General features: G+C 65.5%; 21 protein-coding genes. 14 read left to right on the top strand and 7 right to left on the bottom strand.

The window, feature by feature from the left end; all coding sequences use genetic code 11:
• Positions 1-9 precede the first annotated feature (9 nt).
• From rsmI to E8M79_RS02960, 4 genes are read left to right on the top strand one after another with little or no spacing between them, the layout of a single operon-like run.
• Positions 10-897, top strand: coding sequence for a 16S rRNA (cytidine(1402)-2'-O)-methyltransferase (rsmI, locus tag E8M79_RS02975; protein ID WP_137150432.1), 888 nt, complete (start codon positions 10-12; stop codon positions 895-897).
• Positions 866-1,264 (top strand): YraN family protein, encoded by a 399-nt coding sequence (locus tag E8M79_RS02970; protein WP_137150431.1) that lies wholly within the window; start codon positions 866-868, stop codon positions 1,262-1,264. Before rsmI ends, E8M79_RS02970 begins: the two co-directional genes overlap by 32 nt.
• Positions 1,265-1,272: 8 nt before the next feature.
• Entirely contained in the window at positions 1,273-2,217 is a 945-nt protein-coding gene (gene gshB, locus E8M79_RS02965) for a glutathione synthase (RefSeq protein WP_137150430.1), read from the top strand.
• Positions 2,217-2,597: a hypothetical protein gene (locus E8M79_RS02960; protein WP_137150429.1), complete on the top strand. Its 381-nt coding sequence runs from the start codon at positions 2,217-2,219 to the stop codon at positions 2,595-2,597. The genes gshB and E8M79_RS02960 overlap by 1 nt, the downstream gene beginning before the upstream one ends.
• Here the strand turns inward: E8M79_RS02960 and E8M79_RS02955 are convergent.
• A complete protein-coding gene (locus E8M79_RS02955) occupies positions 2,594-3,310 on the bottom strand; it encodes an HAD family hydrolase (protein WP_137150428.1) in 717 nt (238 codons plus the stop codon). The genes E8M79_RS02960 and E8M79_RS02955 overlap by 4 nt on opposite strands.
• Positions 3,311-3,420: 110 nt before the next feature.
• Between E8M79_RS02955 and E8M79_RS02950 the strand changes: the two genes are divergently transcribed.
• Positions 3,421-4,053 (top strand): MarC family protein, encoded by a 633-nt coding sequence (locus E8M79_RS02950; RefSeq protein ID WP_137150427.1) that lies wholly within the window; start codon positions 3,421-3,423, stop codon positions 4,051-4,053.
• A 323-nt stretch (positions 4,054-4,376) separates the two neighbouring features.
• On the opposite strand, the gene E8M79_RS18640 is transcribed toward E8M79_RS02950, so the two are convergent.
• Positions 4,377-4,499: a hypothetical protein gene (locus E8M79_RS18640; RefSeq protein ID WP_282568093.1), complete on the bottom strand. Its 123-nt coding sequence runs from the start codon at positions 4,497-4,499 to the stop codon at positions 4,377-4,379.
• A gap of 113 nt (positions 4,500-4,612) precedes the next feature.
• A complete protein-coding gene (locus tag E8M79_RS02945; RefSeq protein ID WP_137150426.1) occupies positions 4,613-5,452 on the bottom strand; it encodes a GH25 family lysozyme in 840 nt (279 codons plus the stop codon).
• Between the two features lie 177 nt (positions 5,453-5,629).
• Here E8M79_RS02945 and E8M79_RS02940 point away from each other — a divergent pair, with 177 nt between their 5' ends.
• The gene (locus E8M79_RS02940) at positions 5,630-7,156 is read left to right on the top strand and encodes a YifB family Mg chelatase-like AAA ATPase (RefSeq protein ID WP_137150425.1); all 1,527 of its coding nucleotides are present in this window, start codon (positions 5,630-5,632) and stop codon (positions 7,154-7,156) included.
• Positions 7,157-7,373: 217 nt separating this feature from the next.
• A complete protein-coding gene (locus E8M79_RS02935) occupies positions 7,374-8,012 on the top strand; it encodes a DUF1294 domain-containing protein (RefSeq protein WP_137150424.1) in 639 nt (212 codons plus the stop codon).
• A 41-nt stretch (positions 8,013-8,053) separates the two neighbouring features.
• Here the strand turns inward: E8M79_RS02935 and aceA are convergent, their stop codons facing one another.
• Both aceA and E8M79_RS02925 read right to left on the bottom strand, forming a co-directional pair.
• A complete protein-coding gene (gene aceA, locus E8M79_RS02930) occupies positions 8,054-9,337 on the bottom strand; it encodes an isocitrate lyase (protein WP_137150423.1) in 1,284 nt (427 codons plus the stop codon).
• Positions 9,338-9,485: 148 nt separating this feature from the next.
• Positions 9,486-9,713 (bottom strand): hypothetical protein, encoded by a 228-nt coding sequence (locus E8M79_RS02925; protein WP_137150422.1) that lies wholly within the window; start codon positions 9,711-9,713, stop codon positions 9,486-9,488.
• Between the two features lie 153 nt (positions 9,714-9,866).
• Between E8M79_RS02925 and E8M79_RS02920 the strand changes: the two genes are divergently transcribed.
• Positions 9,867-11,276 carry an XRE family transcriptional regulator gene (locus E8M79_RS02920; protein WP_137150421.1) on the top strand — a complete coding sequence of 470 codons (1,410 nt, stop codon included), beginning with the start codon at positions 9,867-9,869 and terminating at the stop codon, positions 11,274-11,276.
• A 202-nt stretch (positions 11,277-11,478) separates the two neighbouring features.
• Here the strand turns inward: E8M79_RS02920 and E8M79_RS02915 are convergent, their stop codons facing one another.
• On the bottom strand, positions 11,479-12,171 hold the full coding sequence (locus E8M79_RS02915) for a YafY family protein (protein WP_137150420.1): 693 nt from the start codon (positions 12,169-12,171) through the stop codon (positions 11,479-11,481).
• Between the two features lie 211 nt (positions 12,172-12,382).
• Positions 12,383-13,393, bottom strand: a complete 1,011-nt coding sequence (locus E8M79_RS02910; RefSeq protein WP_137150419.1) for an aldose epimerase family protein — start codon at positions 13,391-13,393, stop codon at positions 12,383-12,385.
• Between the two features lie 123 nt (positions 13,394-13,516).
• On the opposite strand from E8M79_RS02910, the gene E8M79_RS02905 reads away from it, so the two are divergent.
• The 6 genes from E8M79_RS02905 (at position 13,517) to E8M79_RS02880 (ending at position 21,587) form a co-directional block, all read left to right on the top strand.
• On the top strand, positions 13,517-14,560 hold the full coding sequence (locus E8M79_RS02905; RefSeq protein WP_205747859.1) for a LacI family DNA-binding transcriptional regulator: 1,044 nt from the start codon (positions 13,517-13,519) through the stop codon (positions 14,558-14,560).
• Between the two features lie 92 nt (positions 14,561-14,652).
• On the top strand, positions 14,653-16,116 hold the full coding sequence (gene xylB, locus E8M79_RS02900) for a xylulokinase (RefSeq protein WP_137150417.1): 1,464 nt from the start codon (positions 14,653-14,655) through the stop codon (positions 16,114-16,116).
• Entirely contained in the window at positions 16,113-17,420 is a 1,308-nt protein-coding gene (gene xylA, locus E8M79_RS02895) for a xylose isomerase (RefSeq protein WP_137150416.1), read from the top strand. The genes xylB and xylA overlap by 4 nt, the downstream gene beginning before the upstream one ends.
• A 174-nt stretch (positions 17,421-17,594) precedes the next feature.
• Positions 17,595-19,220 carry a glycoside hydrolase family 43 protein gene (locus E8M79_RS02890; protein WP_137150415.1) on the top strand — a complete coding sequence of 542 codons (1,626 nt, stop codon included), beginning with the start codon at positions 17,595-17,597 and terminating at the stop codon, positions 19,218-19,220.
• Positions 19,221-19,380: 160 nt separating this feature from the next.
• Positions 19,381-20,610 carry an MFS transporter gene (locus tag E8M79_RS02885; RefSeq protein WP_205747858.1) on the top strand — a complete coding sequence of 410 codons (1,230 nt, stop codon included), beginning with the start codon at positions 19,381-19,383 and terminating at the stop codon, positions 20,608-20,610.
• Between the two features lie 59 nt (positions 20,611-20,669).
• Entirely contained in the window at positions 20,670-21,587 is a 918-nt protein-coding gene (locus tag E8M79_RS02880; protein ID WP_137150414.1) for an iron-siderophore ABC transporter substrate-binding protein, read from the top strand.
• Positions 21,588-21,711: the final 124 nt, after the last annotated feature.

Raw genomic sequence — 21,711 nt, 5'->3', positions numbered from 1 at the left:
CCGCCGCGCATGGCCGATGCAGCTCCAAGCTACTTTATCTTTGGCAGCGCCTTTGCCGCCCCGCCGCTGGCGCCCGGGCTCTATGTGGTGGCGACGCCCATCGGCAATCTGCGCGACATCACCATCCGCGCGCTCGAGACTCTGGCCGCCGCCGATGCGATCCTGTGCGAAGACACGCGCATGTCCGCCCGCCTGCTTGACCACTATGGCATCAAGGCGCGGCGCATTGCCCTGCATGAGCACAATGAACGCGCCAAGGCCGACGATATCGTCGCGCGCATCGCCGCCGGACAGAGCCTGGCGCTGATCTCCGACGCCGGCACGCCGCTGTTGTCCGACCCCGGCTTTCCGCTGATCCGCGCGCTGGCTGAAGCCGGCCAGCCGGTCTATCCTATCCCCGGCGCCTCGGCGCTGCTCTCGGCGTTGGTCACGGCGGGCCTCCCCACCGACGCCTTTGCCTTCCACGGCTTTCTGCCACCCAAGGCCGGCGCCCGGGCCAATGCCATCAAGGCGCTCAGCGATTCACGTGAAACGCTGGTGTTCTACGAAAGCCCGCGCCGGCTCGACGATACGCTGGCGGCCATGGCCGAACTCTGGGGCGACCGCCAGGCCGCCGTGGCGCTCGAACTCACCAAGCGCTTCGAACGCGTCATGCGCGGAACCCTGGCCGAACTGGCCGCCCAGTTCGCCGATGCCGAAACCAAGGGCGAGGCGGTGATCGTGGTGGCCGGCGCCGCCGAAGCGGCCCAGCCTGATGAAGCTGACTGGCAGGCGGCGCTGCTGGCCGAGATGAACACCCAGCCCCTGCGGGTCGCCGTCGATGCGGTGACGGCCCGCTTCGGCCTCAAGCGCAAGGATGTCTATGATGCCGCCCTCGCCCTCAAGGCCCAGCAATAGCAAGCCCGGTAACAGCCGCCTTGCCGCCTATCGCGGCGGCCACCGCGGCGAAATGCTGGCCGCCTGGCTGCTGCGCGCCAAGCTCTATCGCCTCTTGGCCCGGCGCTACAAAACGCCTGTGGGCGAGATTGACCTGATCGCCGAACGCTTCGGCACCATTGTGTTCGTCGAGGTCAAGACCCGGGCGCGCGCCAGCGACGAAGCCACGGCGCTCGAAGCGGTCAACCAGGCCCGCATCCTGCGCGCTGCCGCCATCTGGCAGGCGCGCCACCCCAGGCTGGCCGACTGGCCCTGCCGCTTCGATGTGATTTTCCTTGCGCCGGGCCACTGGCCGCGCCATGTCATCAACGCCTTCGACGCCAATTGAGAGACACCATGACGCTCAAAGTCGCGGTCCAGATGGACCATGTTGCCACGATCAACCCGCGCGGCGATTCCACCTTTGCCATGATGCTGGAAGCCCAGGCGCGTGGCCATGCGCTGCTGCATTATACGCCCGACACGCTGGCGCTGCGCGGCCACACGGTCTCGGCGCTGGCCCAGCCCATCACCGTCTTCGACAAGCCCAAGGGCGAGCACTTCAGCCTCGGCGAGGCGCGCCGCGTCGATCTGTCGACCCAGGACGTGATCCATATGCGCCAGGATCCGCCCTTTGACATGAACTACATCACCATCACCCATCTGCTCGAAAAGCTGCATCCCAAGGTGCTGGTGGTCAATCCGCCGGCCGCCGTGCGCAATGCGCCCGAAAAGATCCTGGTCACCGACTTCCCCGAGCTGATGCCGCCCACGCTGGTGACGCGCGACCGCGCCATGATCCATGACTTCCGCAAGGAGCATGGCAACATCATCGTCAAGCCGCTCTATGGCAATGGCGGCGCCGGCGTCTTCTTCATCCAGGAAGGCGACCATAACCTGGCAAGTCTGCTCGAGCTGTTCGAGAGCAATTACCGCGAACCCTTCATGATCCAGAAATACCTGCCCGATGTGCGCAAGGGCGACAAGCGGATCATCATCATCGATGGCGAGCCGGTGGCGGGCCTCAACCGCATTCCCGCCGATGGCGAGGCGCGCAGCAATATGCATGTCGGCGGCCGCCCCGAACTGAGCGAACTGACCGCCCGCGAGCGCGAAATCTGCGCCACCATCGCCCCGGCGCTGAAAGAACGCGGCATGATCTTTGTCGGCATCGACGTCATCGGCGACTATCTCACCGAGATCAATGTCACCTCCCCCACCGGCATCCGCGAAATCAAGCGCTTCGGCGGGCCCGACATTGCCGTCATGATCTGGGACGCCATCGAAAAGCGCCGCGCCTGATGTGGCTGGCGCTGACGGCCTTGGCGGCTGGTATCGGCTGGTTCCTGCTGCGCCGCTGGCGCAGCAGCCTGCCCGTCGATGAGCGGCTGACGCTGCGCTACTGGCGCGATTCGGCCATTGTGCTGGGCGCCTATCTGCTGCTGGTGCTGGCCGGCGCCGGCATCACGCGCATCATGGTGGGCTTCAACCGCTCCGGTTGGGCCGATCTGCTGATGGTGGCCTTCTTTGCCGTCTGGGTGCTCTATGGCGCGGTGTGGCTGCTGCGCTTCCTGCCCAGCTCGCGCCCCCGCCCCGCCTGGCTGGTGCGCTCGCGCGGCTGGCTCGATGCCCTGGGGCTATTGGCCCTGGCGGCACTGGCCACGGGCGCGCGCATGCTCTAGTCGCCGGACAGCAGCGCTGGCAGGTCGGCAATGCTGTCGATGATGATGTCGGCCCGCGCTTCCAGTTCACCCCGCGTGCTGTTGCCGGACAACACCCCGATTGCCAGCCCCGCCCCGGCCGCATGAGCCATGTCCAGATCATGAGTGTTGTCGCCCACCATGGCGATCGCCCGGGCCGGAAGGCCGGTCCGCGCCGCGAACAGCTCGAGCTGGTCGGGCCAGGGCTTGGGCTGCGTCACCGAATCATAGCCGATAATGCTGTGGAACAGCCCGCTGAGCCCAAGCGCGCCGGCCGTGGCGCGGGCGCCGGCTTCGCTGTCATTGGTAGCGATGCCGAGCAGCAGGCCACTGGCGGACAGGTGTTCGAGGGCGGGAGCAAGACCGGGAATCGCCACCGCGCGCCTGGCCCCCTCGATGGTCGTGAACGCATTGAAGTCTGCGATCCTGGCTGTTCGATCCTCACCCACAAGGTCGGGGTAAAAGACATCGACGATGTCGGCATTGGTCCCCGCCGCGACTGCCGAGCCGCTGCGAAAGCGTTGTGCCGCCCAATCATAGCCGCCCAGCGCGACCAGGTCGCGAGCCCCGTTCTCGTCGCCGGGCCGCGCTGCGCGCGCCAGCGCCATCACAACGCCGAACCACGTCCGATTGAAATCGATGAGCGTGCCATCCTTGTCGAACAGGATGCCGCGAATTTCGGACAGGTCGCGCATCGTGCAGGCTCCGGACAACTGGCCGCAAGCCTAGGGGGGCAGGCTGATCCTGGCAAGGTTGGCCTGGCGCGACAAATGCCGTACAGCTTGGAGAAACCGGAGACCCAGCCATGCCCACCACGACATTCCTGGTCGCCTTTGCGACACTGTTTGCCACTGTGGGCGTGGCCGACATTGCCTTTATCTTTGCCGCGCTGACCAAGCACAACACCGCCAAGCAGCGCTTTGCCTTTGCCACCCGCGGGGTGATCATCGCCGCGTTGATCCTGCTGCTGTTTGCCGTGCTGGGCAGCGCAATCCTGGAAGTGTTCGGCATCACCATTCCGGCGCTGCGCACCGCCGGTGGCCTGCTGCTGTTCCTGATCGCCATCGACATGGTGTTTGCCCGCCATTCGGGCGGCACCGACATCACCGATCAGGAAGAGGTGGAGGCGCGCTCGCGCGACGATATTGCCGTCTTCCCCCTGGCTATGCCGCTCCTGGCCGGCCCCGGCGCCATCAGCGCGGTGATCCTGCTCACCACCGGCACCAAGACCGATCTCGAGTTCTGGGCCGTGCTGGTGGCCATTGTGGTGATCCTGTTCCTGGCCTGGCTGACGCTGCTGGTCGCCATCCCGATCCAGCGCCTGCTGGGCGTGACCGGCCTGGCCGTGGTGTCGCGCGTCATCGGCATTCTGCTAGCCGCGCTGGCCGTGCAATTCGTCTTTGACGGCGTCAAGGCCAGCGGCGTGCTGACCGGCTGAGGCGCCCGTGTTCGTGGCCGCCCGTGTTCGTGACCATCGGGTAAATTTTTACCGTTAAGCACATCTTAACGGCGGCGTTGACCCCCAGCCATCGACGGCGCAAACCTGGGCCAGGATCTGGCGAAGGAGGAACGCCACATGCGCGTCGCGGCAGTTCTGTGCCTGGTGATCATCGCCATGATGGCGGCCAGCGGCGGCAATGCTGCGGCCGCGGTCGCGCCAGCCCCCTGGTCCCTGGCCGTTGCCGGGACACGCTAGCACCAGCGCAAGCAAAAGGCGGCCGACCCCTGTCGACCGCCCTCCTGTGTCTCAATCCGATTGGACTATTTCTTGCCGGTATTGCCCGAGCTGCCGGCGCCCAGACCGGTGATCGGCTTGGCGATCTCAACCTTGTCCTTTTTCGGCTTCTTGGCCTCTTTATTGCTGCGCATCTGACCCTTGGCCATCTCACGTCCTCCTGCCTCCGGACCCCCTGGCCCGGATCGATTACACGGGTCAGGCTATGCCTGCGTCCCGGCGCTGGCAAGGCCCGGCAGGGCCTCAGAGCGCCGGAAAACCCTTATTTTGCAGGCACGCAGCGGCCCGTCGGCGCCAGCGCAGCAATGGCGCGCGGGTCACAGCCGGTCTGCAGGAATGCCAGCCAGTCATTCTGGCTGCCGAAGAAGGCATTGCGGTCCACCTGGCCCTTGACGCCGCGCACCAGCCCGGTCTGCGTCCACTGCCAGAACGTCCAGGTGCGGTTGCGATAGCGCTCATGCGGCTCGGCCGCTGTCGAACGCAGCCAGAAGGCATTGGGGAAATACTCGCCCTCCAGCACATCGCGGTGGAAGTTCATGTCGGTATAGATGATGGGCAGCTTGCCGGTGTGGCGTTCCATGGCCTCGAGCATGACGCGGATCTTTTCCAGCGCATCGGCGCGGTTCGGCTTGGTCTTGCACGAGGAGTGATTGTTCCACTCCAGATCGAGCACCGGCGGCAGCGCATCGGCATCATCGGGCACATTGGCGACGAACCAAGCGGCCTGTTCGGAGGCCAGCGAGCACCAGGTCATGAAGTGATAGGCGCCGCGCGGCATGCCGGCTTCGCGCGCCCGCACCCAATTGGCGCGGAAATTGGGGTCGACATAGTCCTTGCCTTCCGTGGCCTTCATGAACACGAAGTGGATGCCCGACTGGAAGGTGGTGCGGAAATCGATGTTTTCCTGATAGCGCGCCACATCGATGCCCTGGATGGGCATGGTGCGCGCCCGGTCCACGCCCGAATGCGGCCGGGCATCGCCCTGGATGGGGCCATAGAGCCCGCCACCCGAGGAACAGGCCACCAGCACACCGACCAGCAGCGCCGAAACGGCGGCCTTGGCGAGCGTGGAGAAACGAAAGGATGGCCGGCTGAAAGGCATGGATAACAAACTCTGCGCACAAAACTCAGCCATTGATTCAACATGGCGCGGTTAACGGGTGCTTAGGTTAACCAGTGTGGCAATCGCCATGGTTAACGCGCCGTATTGCGTTCGCGCTACGTTCTTGTTGCCCCGCGCCGGCTTTGCTAAGCTGGCCCCAGGCTTGAGGATAAAGACATGGTCACGCGTGTCCCCACTGTCGCGTTTCAGGGTATTGAGGCGGTACCCGTGGACGTTCAGGTGCAGATTGCGCCCGGCGCGGCCAAGTTCATCCTGGTTGGCCTGCCAGACAAGGCGGTGAAGGAGAGTGGCGAGCGCGTGCGCGCCGCGCTGGTGGCCTCCGGCCTCGGCCTGCCGCCTCGGCGCATCACGGTGAACCTGGCGCCCGCCGACCTGCCCAAGGAAGGCAGCCATTATGACCTGCCCATCGCCCTGGGCATTATGGCAGCCATCGGCGCCATTCCCCAGGATGCGCTCGACGGCTATCTGGTGCTGGGAGAACTGGGTCTGGATGGGCGCCTGGCCCATGTCGGGGGCGTGCTGCCCGCCGCCATTGCCGCCCAGGGGCGCGAGCTCGGGCTGATCTGCCCGGCGCAATCAGGCCCCGAAGCGGCCTGGGCCGGCGAAGAGCTCGATATCATTGCGGCCGATAGCCTATTGGCCCTGGCCAATCACCTGACCGGCCATCAGCGCGCGGCCCGGCCGCAGCCGCGCCGCCATATCGCCAGCACCAGCCTGCCGGACCTCAGCGAAGTGCGCGGCCAATTGGTGGCGCGGCGGGCGCTGGAAGTGGCGGCGGCCGGTGGACATAACCTTTTGATGATCGGCCCGCCGGGCGCCGGCAAATCCATGCTGGCGTCGCGCCTCCCCTCAATCTTGCCGCCGCTCGATGCGCGCGAACTGCTCGATATCTCGATGATCCAGTCCATTGCCGGCGAGCTGGTCGGCGGCGCCATTTCCGATCGCCGGCCGTTCCGCGCGCCGCATCATTCCGCCTCCATGGCGGCGCTGGTGGGCGGTGGTCTGCGGGTGCGGCCGGGCGAGGTCAGCCTGGCGCACAATGGCGTGCTGTTCCTTGATGAACTGCCCGAATTTGCCCCCGCCGTGCTCGACAGCCTGCGCCAGCCGCTCGAATCGGGGGAAACCGTGATCGCCCGGGCCAATGCGCGGGTGAGCTACCCCAGCCGCGTGCAGCTGGTGGCGGCGATGAACCCTTGCAAATGCGGCCTGGCCGGAACCCCGGGCCACACCTGCAGACGCGGCGACGCCTGCGCCAGCGAGTATCAGGGCCGGGTCTCGGGCCCGTTCATGGACCGCATCGATATCCGCATCGATGTTCCGGCAGTGAGCGCGGCCGATATGATCGGCCCGGCCACCACGGCGGAAAGCTCGGCCAGCGTCGCCCAGCGGGTGGCCCAGGCGCGCGACCGGCAGAAGGCGCGCTATGCGGCGCTGGGCGCCAACACCGTCTTCACCAATGCTGCCGCAGGCCCCACCCTGATCGAACAGGTGGTCAATCCGGACAAGGAGAGCCAGGCGCTGCTGCTGGCGGCGGCGGAACGCTTCAACCTCTCCGCCCGCGCCTATCATCGCGTGCTCAAGGTGGCGCGCACCCTGGCCGATCTGGCCGGAGTGGAGCGGGTCAGCCGGCCGCAGATCGCCGAGGCGCTGAGCTATCGCCTGCCCATGGCAAGCGGGCACTAGGCCTTGGGCCTGTGCATAAGTCTGTGGACAAATGTTTCACGTGAATCGCCACGTGCTGGACCGGCCAGCGACCCCGATCACATTTCTGTCGGCAAGGGCGCAGCTGCAACGTATCAGATTGCCAATGCTGGCAATCTAAACTATCGCAAGGCCAGTAGACGTTCTGCCGAATCTGCTTCGGCCGGAACCAGACTGTCAGGTACAGTTTCGGGCCATAATGCGTAGATCCGGCAAATTGGTGCAATGGAACAACAATGCCGGCTTCGGCTTTGTTCGCGACAGCGCCGGCAATGACTTCTATGTCCATATATCCAAGCTGAAAACCGATCAGCCGCGCCCGCGAATTGGCGATACGCTCGAATTCGGGCTTGTCACCGGTCGCAAGGGGCGCCCGGCGGCCAGCGACATCACCGTCACACCAGCCGCCGAACCGGTGCCGGACCGCAGCATGCGCGATGTCACCCGGCCGCCGCAGGCCATGTCCCGCTTCACCATCGGCCTGCGGGTGGTGGCGGCCACCATGATGACACTGCTGCTGCTGCTGGCCATGATGGCCCAGCACGCACCCCTCTGGCTGGGCGCCACCTATGCGCTGATGGGGACCGCCTCCGCCCTGCTCTATCGGTTTGACAAATTCTATGCCCTGAGCGGCCGCTGGCGCGTCAGCGAGACCAATCTGCATTTGGTCGATCTGTGCTTTGGCACTATTGGCGGCCTGGCGGCGCAGGAGCTCTACCGCCACAAGACGGTCAAGCCAGCCTTTGTCGCCACCACCTGGGCCATTGCCCTGCTGCATGTGGTGTGGCTGGCCGCGCTGGCGCTGGGCTGGGTCCACGCCGCACTGCCCTTGATCTAGGGGTCGCGCCGCCCTTACGGGCGGCACGACCGGGGCTGGGATTAGTGGAACTGCGCCGTTTCGGTGGATTCGCCCATCGCCGTGGTCGCGCTGCGCCCCTCGCTGACCGCCATGGACACCGCGTCGAAATAGCTGGTGCCCACTTCGCGCTGGTGCCGCACGGCCGAAAAGCCGTGTGCCTCGGCGGCGAACTCGGCCTGCTGCAGCCGCGAATAGCCCGCCATGCCATCCTGCTTGTAGGCCCGGGCCAGCTCGAAAGTGGTCAGGCTCAGATTGTGGAAACCGGCCAGCGTGATGAACTGGTATTTGTAGCCCATTGCCGCGATCTCGCGCTGGAAGCTGGCCATGGCCGTCTCATCCATATGCTTGGCCCAGTTAAAGCTCGGCGAGCAATTATAGGCCAGCATCTGCTCGGGATGCGCCTTGCGCACGGCTTCGGCGAACTTTTTGGCCTCGGCCAGGTCAGGCTTGCTGGTTTCGCACCAGATCAGATCGGCATAGGGCGCATAGGCAATGCCGCGGGCAATGGCCGCGTCGATGCCGCCCTTGAGCTTGTAAAAGCCCTCGGGCGTGCGCTCGTCGGTGACGAAGGGCGCGTCATAGGGATCGATATCGGAGGTGATCAGCCGCGCCGCTTCCGCATCGGTGCGCGCCATGATCAGCGTCGGCACGCCCATCACATCGGCCGCCAGCCGCGCCGCATTGAGCGTGCGGATGAACTGGCTGGTGGGCACCAGCACCTTGCCGCCCAGATGGCCGCACTTCTTCTCGCTGGCCAATTGGTCCTCGAAATGCACGGCGGCGGCGCCGGCCTCGATCATGGCCTTCATCAGCTCAAAGGCATTGAGCGCACCGCCAAAGCCGGCTTCAGCATCGGCAATGATGGGCACGAAGAAATCGTGATCGGTGGTGGCGATGCCTTCGGCCTGCTCCATGGTCTGGATCTGGTCGGCGCGCTGCAGCGCCTTGTTGATGCGCTTGACCACCGAGGGCACGCTGTCGACCGGATAAAGGCTCTGGTCGGGATACATATTACCCGAGCTATTGGCATCGGCCGCCACCTGCCAGCCGCTGAGATAGATTGCCTTGAGCCCGGCCTTGACCTGCTGCACCGCCTGATTGCCGGTGAAGGTGCCCAGCGTGGGGACAAAATCCTCGCTGTGCAGCAGCTCCCACAGGCGTCGCGCGCCATTTTCGGCCAGGGTGTGGCGGATGGGCAGCGAGCCGGACAGCCGCGCCACATCGGCCTGGCTATAGGTGCGGGCAATATTGCGCCAGCGGTCGGGCGCATAATCGGGGGTCGGGAACAGGGGCTTGTCGAGCATTTCGGATGTCCTCCTCATTGGGAATTGTTGTGTTTGGGCATGGCTGCGCCGGTCCGGCGGGCCGGCGCTGGCGCTGATTCACGTGGAACATGCGGCGGGTTGGACCGCTTCAGGTGGAGCGCGACGGCGGGGCCGTCGGACGCGGGCTCTAGGCCAGAACCTTGCGGCTGAAGGTGGCGGCGATCAGGCCGTCGCCGGCGAACAGGGACGTGCTGCCCTCTTCACCCACCAGGGAAAACTGGTGCCGGCCGATCTTGCCGGTGATGGCATAGCCCTGGGTGTCCAGGCCCTGGGCCTTGAACTGCGCCATGGCCTGGCTGGCCGTGGGTGCGATGATGGTCAGGTACTCTTCGCGTTCGCTGATGTTTGGGCTCATGGCCGATCTCCTCGTTTGTTGATGTAAAGATTTGACAAAACGCGGAGACATGCAAGAAGTAAGCGCATATGGCCCTGTAAACCAGTAAATCGCTACACAGACCGCAGCGCGGAATCTGTAAAGCGTGTAAAGCTGGGGGCCGGGAGGATTGGCATGAACGACAGTGGGGACCGCCAGATCGGCGGCCGGATCAAACGCCTGCGGCGCCTTCGCAAATTGGCGCAGGCGGACCTGGCGGCAGCGCTGGGCATTTCGGCCAGCTATCTCAATCTGATCGAGCACAATCGCCGCAAGGTGACCGTGCCGCTGCTGTTTGCCATCGCCGGCCATTTCGGTGTCGAGCCCGGCGAATTGGTTGACAGCGACGACGGCCGGCTGCTGGGCGATCTGATGGAGGCCTTTGGCGACGACATCTTTGCCGATAGCGACGTCACTAATCTGGAAATCCGCGACCTGGCCCAGGCCAATCCCGCCGCCGCCCGCGCCATCCTCAAGCTCTATGACCGCTATCGCGCCGTCACCAAGCCGGGCACGGCAAGCCCGGCGGCTCCGGGTGCCGAGCCTTTTCACCTGGCCACCGACGCGATTTCCGATTTCCTGCAGGAAAACGCCAACCACTTCCCCACTCTGGAGGCCGCCGCCGAGCGCATGCGCGCCGACATCGACCGCTCGGGCGACAGCTTTGAGGCGGCGCTGCGCAGCTATCTGTTCAATGTGATGGGCGTGGAGGTGCAACTGGCCTCTCTGCCGCATGGCATCGCGCGCCAGTTCGATGCCGCGCGCCAGCGCCTTTTGGTGTCCGACCTGCTGCCGCCTGAATCGGCGCTGTTCCTGGTGGCGCATCATCTGGGACAGGCCGCGGCGGGCCCCGAGATCGCCGGGATCATTGCCGCCTCAAGCCTGCCCGAGGGCGACGCCCCGGCGCTGGCGGGCAATGTGCTGGCGGCCTATCTGGCCGCGGCGCTGGTGATGCCCTATGCGCCGTTCCTGCGCGCCTGCCGCGACTATCGCTATGATATCGAACGCATCGCGCGCCGTTTCGGCGCCAGCTTCGAACAGGTCTGCCACCGCATGACCACGCTGCAGCGGCCCGGGGCCAGCGGCATTCCGCTGCATCTGGTGCGCACCGATATTGCCGGCAATATCTCCAAGCGCTTTTCGCTCTCGGGCATCCACATCCCGCGCCATTCCGGCGCCTGCCCGCGCTGGAATGTCTATGCGGCGTTCCTGTCGCCGGAACGCATCAATATCCAGCTCAGCCAGATGCCGGACGGGCAGCGCTATTTCTGCATCGCCCGCACCATTGCCAAGGGCGACTATCGCTACAATGCGCCGCGCCGCTACATGTCCATCGGCCTGGGCTGCGCCATCCACCATGCCCGCGAGATGATCTATTCGGACGGCATGGACCTCACGGGCGATAGCCAGCTGGTGCCCATCGGCGTGGGCTGCCGCATCTGCCCGCGGCTGGAATGCGGCCAGCGTGCCCATCCGCCGGCCGATCACCGCTTCGCGCTGGACCCGACCAATCGGCCAGAAAGCCTTTATGGGCGGATTGGCTAGATCGTTTCATGTTCAGATTGACCCGGCTCTGTCGCCCCCTCCCCACCCGGGTCGCGCCTCGGCGCGCCCGAGTGCAAGCTCTTGAGGGGAGGGTTGGGGTGGGGGTCGTTCCGAGGGCCACTGAGAGACCCCCTCCCTCGCTCCCTCCCCTCAAGGGGGAGGGAGGCGAAGGAGCCGCAAATCTACTTATGAGGGAAACGCTTTAGGGATTGTGGTCCCAGCTCTCGCGCCATAGCTTTTCCAGCACGGCGCGGCGCTTGCCATAGCGCTCTTCGGTGACGCTGAGCGCTACGATGCGGTCGGTGCGGAAATTGCGGAAGGCCTGGCGCAGGCAGCACCAGGCGGCGATGGTCTGCTTGCCCTCGTAATAGGCCAGTTGCACCGGCCAGATGGTGCGTTCCGACGGCGTGCCGGCCTCGTCTTCATAGCTGATGCGCACGGCCTTTTCGGTGCGCATGGCCAGCCGGACCTGACCCAAAACCGGCATGGGCGGACGCATATTGGCGCCCCAGACGGCCACCGGCCAAAGACCCGTGTCATTGATGCGATCGCGCAGATCCTCGGGCGAGGCGGTGGCAATCTTGGCCAGGGCATTCTTGGCCGCGGCGCCCAGCCCGTCATCGGGCTGCGCCCCCACCCAGCGGGCGCCCAGCACCAGGGCTTCAAGCTCTTCGGGCGTAAACATCAGCGGCGGCAGGAAGAAGCCGGGTTTCAGCATATAGCCAACCCCGGCTTCGCCATCGATGGGCGCGCCCAGCCCCACCAGGGTCTGCACGTCGCGATACATGGTGCGGACGGAAACGCCCTGTTCCTCGGCCAGCTTGGCCGCCGTAACGGGCTGGCGATGGCGTCGCAGCGCATCCATGACGGCAAATAGCCGCTCGGTCTTGTCCATGCCTGGCTCCCCTGAACAAAACCGGAATGCCAGATTCCCCGGGCGCCGCCAAGGCCTTGCCGCAGCCTAGCAGCGGCGGCCCCTGACGGCGGATCGTCCGAACCGATTGGTCTTTGGGCCATGGCCCGCTCCCCTGCTGGTCAGGGGAGCAGTCTCACACGGGCTGCTGACGGTTGACGGCAGCAGCCCTCAGGCCTGACTTCAGGTGACGTCAGGCGATTTCGATATCGCACCAGTGGTGATAGGCGCGGTCGGGCGTGCAAATCACATTGGGGAAATGCGGATTGTGCACGGCATCGGCAAAGGCCTGGTCTTCCAGGCACAGGCCCGAATGCTTGCCATAGGTTTTGCCACCAAGGCCCGGCACCGGAATATCGGTCCACACGCCATTGTAGACCTGAAGGCCCGGCCGGTCGGTCCACAGCTTGAGCGTCAGCGCCTTGTCGGGGCCAACGACGGTTGCCACCGGCTCGCTGGTCTTGCGGCCGGTGTCGAGCACCATGCCGATGTCATAGGCCACTGCATTGCCGGCCGCGTCGCGCATGGTGCGCGCATGGCGCAGATCATACTGCGTGCCGCGCGATGGCAGAATGGCGCCGGTCGGCGCCAGATCCTCGCCCAATTCGGTATAGGCGCTGGAATTGACCTGGATGGAATGGTCCAGCACGTCATCGCCCGTGCCCAGGTTGAAATACTGGTGCTGCACCAGGCTGATCGGCGTCGCCGCATCGGTGGTGGCATTGAGCTCGAGGCGCAGCTTGTTGCCCTTGAGCGAATAGGTGGCGGCAAAATTGACATTGCCGGGATAGCCCATGGCGCCATCGGGGCTGAAAAAGGTGAAGCGCACCGCATTGTTGGCTTCGTCCACCTGCCCGTCCCACACCTGGCGGCCCAGGCCCTCGGTGCCGCCATGCAGATGCAGCGACCCGGCATTGGGCGGCAGCTGATAGGTCTTGCCATTGAGATCGAAGGACGAATTCTTGATGCGGTTGGCCACGCGGCCGGCCAGGGCGCCAAAATGCGGGCTGTGCTCGACATAGGCTTCAAGCCCGTCAAAGCCCAGCACCACGGTGCGTTCGCCGCCGGCCACCGGCACGCGCCAATCGCGCACGGCCACGCCATAGCCGATGATATCCACGCTCACGCCGGTGTTGCTGACCAGCCGGAACTGGTCCACCCGCTTGCCGTTGACGTCGCCGAAAGTTGAAACCGCGATGGCCATGATGGCGTATCCCCCTGAGTTTTGCGCAGTGGTCTACCCTGCTTTGTCGGTCGTCTGCAACGTCGCACTTGACCTTTTGGGGGTGGGTGCAGAAGCTTGGGGCAGGACGGCCGGGGACCCAGCGTGAACGAGATCGAAGTGAAACGGCGCGCGACGGTGCATGATGTGGCGCGCGCGGCGGGGGTATCGCTGGCCACTGTTGACCGCGTGCTCAATGGCCGGGCCGGGGTGCGCGCCGCCACGGCCGAAAAGGTCGCTGCCGCCATCGCCGCCATCGGTTTCCAGCGTGATCTCTCGGCTTCGCTTTTGGCGCGCGGCCGCGATCTGCGCCTGACTTTCATCATCCCCGATGGGTCCAATGAATTCATGGCGAGCCTTGCCGATGCGGTCAGCGCCCGCGCCGACCAGGCCCTGGCCGAGCGCATGCATATCCAGACCCGCCGGGTGCGGGCGCTCGACGGCGCAGCGCTGGCCGCGAGCCTTGACGCGCTTAATCCGCATGACTGCGACTGCGCCATCATCGTGGCCAGCCAGGAGCCGGCCGTGGTGGCGGCGGTCGATGCGGCCAGCCGGCGCGGCGTGGCGGTGATGACCCTGGTGTCGGACCTGCCCGGCACGCAGCGGCGGCTGTTCATCGGCATCGACAATGTCGCCGCCGGCCGCACCGCCGCCTCGCTGATGGGGCGTTTTCTGCCGCACGGTGGCACGGTGGCGGTGATCGCCGGCTCGCTGCATCTGGCCGACCATATCGATCGCCTCGCCGGCTTCCGCGCCGCGCTGGAGGCCGAATTTGCCGGCATCACCCTGCTTGGTCCCATCGAGGGGCATGACGAGCGCAGCGAGACGGAGGCGATCGTCGGCGATCTGCTCAAGCGCCATCCGGACCTGGGCGGCATCTATAATCTGGGCGCCGGCAATGCCGGCCTCGTCGCCGCCCTTGAGGCCTCCGGGCGCGGTGGCGCCATCCGCGTCATCGCCCATGAGCTGACCGAACCGACCCGGCGTGGACTCAAATCGGGGGCCATCGACGTGGTGCTCGACCAGAATCCGGATGGGGAAATCCGCGCCGCCTTGGCCGCCGCCAGGACCCTGGCGCTGGGCGACAATCGCATAGTTGTTGCCGACCCCATTGAAATCGGGATTTTCCTGCGCGACAATCTGCGCTAACAAGACGCCATTCACAAAACCGGCGGGACCCGAAAATCGGGTCGGGAGGACGTTCCGATGTTTGACTTTCCTGCTCATGAGGTACGTGCCTCATGACCTATCTCGGCATTGATATCGGCACATCGGGCGTCAAGGCGCTGCTGATCGACGAGCACGGCCGCGCCCTGGGCGAAGCCACGGCCGCCGCCGTTGAGCCGGTGCGTCCGCACCCCGGCTGGTCCGAGCAGAACCCGGCCGACTGGTGGACGGCGACCCTGGCGGCCATCGATGCGCTGTCCAAGTCGCACCCCACCGAGCTGGCCAGCGTGCGCGGCATTGGCCTCTCGGGCCACATGCATGGCGCGACCCTGCTCGACAAGAACGACCAGGTGCTGCGCCCCTGTATCCTCTGGAACGACGGCCGCTCGGCTGCCGAGTGCCGCGAGATGGAAGCCGCGCTCCCGACCCTGCGCGATATTGCCGGCAATATCGCCATGCCGGGCTTTACCGCGCCCAAGATCGCCTGGGTGCGCAAGCATGAGCCCGAGATCTTTGCCCGCATCGCCAAGGTCCTGCTACCCAAGGCCTATGTGCGCCTGCTGCTGACGGGCGAACATGTCGAGGACATGTCCGACGCCGCCGGCACGCTCTGGCTCGATGTCGGCAAGCGCGACTGGTCTGACGAACTGCTGGCCGTGACCGGCCTCAATCGCAGCCACATGCCGCGCCTGGTCGAAGGCTCGGCCCCCTCGGGCGCGCTCAAGCGCGAATTCGCCCAGCGCTGGGGCATGGACGCCAATGTGGTGGTGGCCGGCGGCGCCGGCGACAATGCCGCGGCAGCCTGTGGCATCGGCGCCATCCGGCCTGGCGAGGGCTTTGTCTCGCTGGGCACCTCGGGCGTGCTGTTTGTCTCCAACGACCGCTTCCGCCCCAATACTAAGGGTGCCGTGCATGCCTTCTGCCATGCCGTGCCCGACACCTGGCACCAGATGGGCGTCATTCTCTCGGCTACCGATTCGCTGAACTGGCTGTCGCGCATCACCGGCCAGAAGCAGGCCGCGCTCTCGGGCGCCGCCGAAGCCCAATTCACCGGGCCGGGCGAGGAAATTTTCCTGCCGTACCTCTCGGGTGAACGCACGCCGCACAACAATGCCGGCGCGCGCGGTTCCTTTGTGGGCCTCAGCCATCTCTCCGATCCGGCGAAGCTCGCCCAGGCGGTGATGGAAGGCGTGACCTTTGCCTTCCGCGACAGCCAGCGCGTGCTGCAGGACGCCGGCACCCGCATCGATCGCCTGTTGGCGGTGGGGGGCGGCAGCAAATCGGCACTGTGGCTCAAGATGATCGCCACCAATCTGGACATGGAAATCGCTCTGCCCGAGGACGGCGATTTCGGCGGGGCGCTGGGCGCGGCCCGGCTGGGGCTCTGCGCCGCCGAAGGCGCTGACCCCGCGGGCGTCATGACCATGCCGCCCATCGCCAAGACCATTGCGCCCGACCGTTCGCTGTCGGCCGCCTATTCCGATCAATATGCGCGCTACCGCGCGCTCTACCCCGCCATCGAGGAGGCACGTTCGTGACTGATTTTTTCAAGGGCATTTCGCCGGTAAAGTTCGAGGGTGCCAACAGCACCAATCCGCTGGCCTATCGTCACTACAACAAGGACGAACTGGTCGCCGGCAAGCGCATGGAAGACCATATCCGCCCGGCCATCGCCTATTGGCACACCTTTGCCTATGAGGGCGGCGACCCTTTTGGCGGCCGCACCTTTGATCGCCCCTGGTATGACAAGGGCCTCGAAGGCGCCAAGCTCAAGGCCGACGTGGCGTTTGAGTTCTTCGACCTGCTCGATGCTCCCTTCTTCTGCTTCCACGACGCCGATATCGCCCCCGAGGGCGCCTCGATCGCCGAATCCAACAAGAACGTCCGCGTGATCGGCGACATCTTCGCCAAGAAGATGCAATCGAGCCGCACCAAGCTGCTCTGGGGCACGGCGAACCTGTTCTCCAACCGCCGCTATATGGCCGGCGCCGCCACCAATCCCGATCCGGAAGTGTTCGCCTATGCTGCCGCGCAGGTGAAGAACGTGCTCGAGCTGACCCATGAACTGGGCGGCGAGAACTATGTGCTCTGGGGCGGTCGCGAGGGCTATGAGACCCTGCTCAACACCAAGATCGGCCAGGAGCAGGACCAGATGGCCCGCTTCATCCATCTGGTGATCGAGCATGCCGAAAAGATCGGCTTCAAGGGTCAGATCCTGATCGAACCCAAGCCGCAGGAACCCTCCAAGCACCAGTATGACTTCGACGTCGCCACGGTCTATGGCTTCCTCAAGAAGTATGATCTCGACAAGAAGGTGAAGTGCAATATCGAAGTGGGCCATGCCTTCCTCGCCAACCACTCCTTCGAGCACGAGCTGGCCGTCGCTGCCTCGCTGGGCATGCTCGGCTCGGTCGACGCCAACCGCAACGACATCCAGTCCGGCTGGGATACTGACCAGTTCCCCAACAATGTCCCCGAGATGACGCTGGCCTTCTACCAGATCCTCAAGAACGGTGGTCTGGGCCAGGGCGGCTTCAACTTCGACGCCCGCGTGCGGCGTCAGTCGCTTGATCCGGCTGACCTGTTGCTTGGTCACATCGGCGGTCTTGATGTTCTGGCCCGCTCGCTCAAGGCGGCGCAGGCCATTATCGACGACGGCACCTACGACAAGATTGTCGACGAGCGCTATGCCGGCTGGCAGCAGAAGGGCGCCCAGGCCATGCTCAAGGGCGAGCGCTCGCTCGCCGAGATCGCCGCCTGGGTGGAAGCCGAGAACATCAACCCGCAGCCCCGTTCGGGCCAGCAGGAATATCTCGAGAACCTGATCAACCGCTTCGTGTGATACCGGGCCAGTGGGCGGGGCAAGGTTGTGCCCCGCTCACAGGCCGTCACCCTCGGGCTCGACCCGAGGGCTCTTGACTTGGCCGGACCCCGCAAGTGCAGTCCCCTCGGGTCAGGCCCGAGGGTGACGCGCGGTGGTTGTGGCTATCGTGAGCGCGCCCAGAGGAAAGCCACCATGCCCCAACTGACCAATCCCATCCTGCCCGGCTTCAACCCCGACCCTTCGATCCTGCGGGTGGGCGAGGACTATTACATCGCCACCTCGACCTTCGAGTGGTTCCCCGGCGTGCAGATCCATCACAGCAAGGACCTTGCCAACTGGACGCTGCTGACCCGGCCGCTGACGCGCCAGAGCCAGCTCGACATGCGCGGCGATCCCGATAGCTGCGGCGTCTGGGCGCCCTGCCTCAGCCATGACGGCGAAAAGTTCTGGCTGGTCTATACCGACGTCAAGCGCAAGGACGGCTCGTTCAAGGATGCGCATAATTACATCGTCTGGGCAGACAACATCGAGGGGCCCTGGAGCGATCCGATTTATATGAATTCCTCCGGGTTCGACCCGAGCCTGTTCCACGATGACGATGGCCGCAAATGGTTCGTCAACATGCTCTGGGACCACCGCCGCCGGCCGCTGCTGTTCGCTGGCATCGCGCTGCAGGAATTCGACCCCAAGGCGGGCAAGCTCGTCGGCCCGATCAAGAACATCTATCAGGGCACCGACCTCAAGCTGGTCGAGGGGCCGCATCTCTATAAGCGCAAGGGCAAGGATGGCACGCCCTGGTACTATCTGCTGACGGCAGAAGGCGGCACGGCCTATGAGCATGCCTGCACCTTCGCGCGCTCACGCACTATCGACGGGCAATACGAGACCCATCCCGACAAGCACATCTTGACCTCCAAGGACGCTCCGCTTGCGCCGCTGCAGCGCGCCGGCCATGGCGATCTGGTGGAAACGCCTGATGGCAAGACCTTCCTCGTGCATCTCACCGGCCGCCCCACCACCCAGGAGCGCCGCTGCGTGCTGGGTCGCGAGACGGCGATCCAGGAAGCCTATTGGGGCGATGACGACTGGATTCACGTGAAACACGGCCCCGTGCCGTCGCTGCATGTCGAGGTGCCCGGCACGCGCGACGACGCGCCCTATTGGGCCGAGCAGCGCTATGGTTTCGACAAGGGCCTGCCCATCGACTTTCAGTGGCTGCGCACCCCCGAAACCGAGCGCATCTTTTCCCTTGAGTCCAACAAACTCCGTTTGTTTGGGCGCGAATCTCCCGGCTCCTGGTTCGAGCAGGCGCTGGTCGCCCGCCGGCAGCAGCACTTCTCCTATGATGCCGAAACTCTGGTGGATTTTACCCCCACCGATGAACGCACCATGGCGGGGCTGACGGCCTATTACAGCCGCTACAATTTCTTCTATCTGGCGGTGACGGCCCATTCGGACGGCAAGCGCGAACTGCTGATCATGAGCTCGGAAATGAGCTGGCCGGATGGTCATCTCAGCTTCCCGGCCGCCCCGGTCTCCATTCCCCAGACCGGCAAAATCCGCCTGGCGCTCAGCATTCGGGGCCGCGCGCTGCAGTTCTTCTATGGTCTCGAAGGCGGCGAGCTCACCCCCATCGGCCCGGTGCTCGACGCGTCGCTGCTCTCGGATGAATGCGGCGGCCACCAGGCCCATGGCAGCTTCACCGGCGCCTTCGTTGGCGTGGCGGCCCATGACCTCAACGGCACGGCCAGCCCGGCGGATTTTGACTATTTTGTCTATCGCCCGGTGCGGCACGAGAGCGATCGCTACGAGGTGTAGACGGCTGCGGATCGCGCCTACGGGCGCGATCCGTCCAAACCCTGAAACCCTCAACGGGCGCGTTTTCTCGCGCTCATGATAAACTGGACTAATCCAGTCTTGTTTTCTTCGGCCGGCTGCGGCAGTGCTGCGCGGTGTTTGTCCTGTTCGGATCCCGTGCGTGCCGGTTCATCCCTTTCTGCTGCTGTCCAACCAGCTGGTCTTCAACCTCGGCTTCTACATGGTGGTGCCGTTTCTGGCGGCCTATCTGCGCGATGATCTGCTGCTGGCCGGGGCCAGCATCGGCCTGGTGCTGGGCCTGCGCACCTTCTGCCAGCAGGGCCTGTTCGTCTTTGGCGGCGCCCTCTCCGATCGCCTGGGCACGCGGCGGCTGATCCTCTTGGGCTGCGTGGTGCGCGTGCTGGGCTATCTTTGCCTCGGGCTGGGCGGGAGCTTGGGCATGGTGGTGCTGGGCGCCTGCCTCACAGGCGTCGGCGGCGCGCTGTTCTCGCCGGCCATTTCGACGCTGGTGGCGCAGCTTGGCGCGGCCAGCGAGGCCAAGGGCAAGCGCACGCGGGCGCAGTATTTCGCCCTCCTCGCCGTCTGGGGTGAGAGCGGCGCCGTGCTGGGGCCGCTGCTGGGGGCGCTGCTGATCGGCATCGGCTTTCAGGCCATCGCCCTGATCGGCGCGGCAGTCTTTGTGGTGGCCGGGCTGATCCTCGGCCGCTTCCTGCCGCAGGATGCACCGGCGCCCTCCCCCACGCCGCGCGGGCTCGACTGGGGCACCATTTTCACCGACCGGCTGTTTCTCGCCTTCGTCACGGCCCATGCGGCGTTTCTCTTCAGCTATAACCAGCTCTATCTGGCCCTGCCGGTCGAGATCACCCGGTCGGGCGGCAATGACCATGACCTGGCGCCCATGTTCATGATTGCCTCGCTGCTGGTCATCACCCTGCAATTGCCGATCGCCCGGCTGGCCCGCGCCATGGGCTATCAGCGCAGCCTGCCGCTGGGCTTTGCCCTGATGGCGCTGGGCTTTGCCGCCGTGGCGCTCAGCGCGCCGCACGCGGCGATGCCCGGGCTCATGCGCCTCGCGCCGGCGGTGACCCTGGTCGTGCTGCTGACGCTGGGCCATTGCATTGTCCGCCCCATCGGCATGGACCTGGTGCCGCACTTTGCCGGGGCCCGGGCGCTGGGCGTCTATTATGGCGCGCTGGCCTCCTCGGGCGGCATCGCCGTTCTAGTGGGCAATGTGGCGCTGGGTGGCCTGCTCGACCGGGCGCTGGTGGCCGGGCCTGACGCCGCCCTGCCCTGGACTGTGCTCGCCGCCGTGCCGGCCGCCAGCGCCCTGGCCATGCTGGTCATTCTCCGCCGCCTCGACCGTCGCATCAGCGTTCCGGCGGCCGCTTGACAGGCGAGGCCCGAGAGAGGCATTAAAGCTGAGTATTATACTCTACTTATAGGAAGACCATGTCTTTTCATCATGTGCTGCGGGCCGGATTGCTCACGCTGGCGCTTGCCCTTTCGGCGCCGGTCATGGCGCGCGACATCACCCATGCCATGGGCACCGCCAGCGTGCCCGACCACCCGCTGCGCGTGGTGACGCTGACCAATGAAGCCACTGAGGACATGGTGGCGCTCGGCATCGTCCCGGTGGGCGCGGCGCGCTCGGCCAATTCGGACCCTTGGTACGACTATCTCCAGACCGACCTGGCTGACACCGTGGTGGTTGGCGAGGAACTGGCGCCCGATCTCGAAGCCATTGCCGTGCTGCAGCCGGACCTGATCCTGGGCAACAAGCGCCGCCACGAAAAGATCTATGACCAGCTCGCCGCCATCGCCCCCACCGTGATGGCCGACACCATCCAGGGCACCTGGAAGCAGAACATGGCACTCTATGCCGATGCCGCCGGCGCGGCTGACAAGGGCCAGGCCCTGCTCGATGCCTATGCCGCCCGCGTCGCCAGCATCAGGACCGGCCTGGGCGACCACGCCACCGATGAAATCTCGGTGATTCGCTTCCTTGCCGGGCAGAGCTACGCCTATTACCCGGCCAGCTTTTCCGGCGCGATCCTGAGCGATATCGGCTTTGCTCGTCCCGTGGCGCAGCAGGCTGAGGGCCTCGCCGGGCTGATCACCAAGGAGCGCATCGGCGAACTGGCGGCCGACCGCATCCTGCACTTCACCTATGAGACCGGCGACGGCCAGGCCGATAGCGAAGCGCAGTCCTGGCAGGCCGAAGCGCTGTGGCAGAACCTCGAGGCCGCCAAGGCCGGCCATGTTTATGCCGTCTCCGATGCTGTCTGGGCCACCGCCGGCGGTATCATGGCTGCCAATTTTGCCCTCGACGATATCGAAAAGATCTACGACCTGCCGGCCTCGCGCTGATTGGGGGCGGGGCTGCCTTAGGGCGGCCCCTCTCTCTGTCCGTCGCTCAGTGAGACGGCGCAATAGCGCCGAGCGCCCGCGCGCAATCCCGGGCAAATCTGTCCTGCGCCCGATTGGCTTATCG

Source organism: Devosia sp. FKR38 (genome assembly GCF_005222805.1).
Taxonomy (GTDB): Bacteria; Pseudomonadota; Alphaproteobacteria; order Rhizobiales; family Devosiaceae; genus Devosia.
The sequence above is the reverse complement of the archived record's forward strand: the minus strand, read 5'-3'. Positions and strand labels throughout refer to the sequence as shown.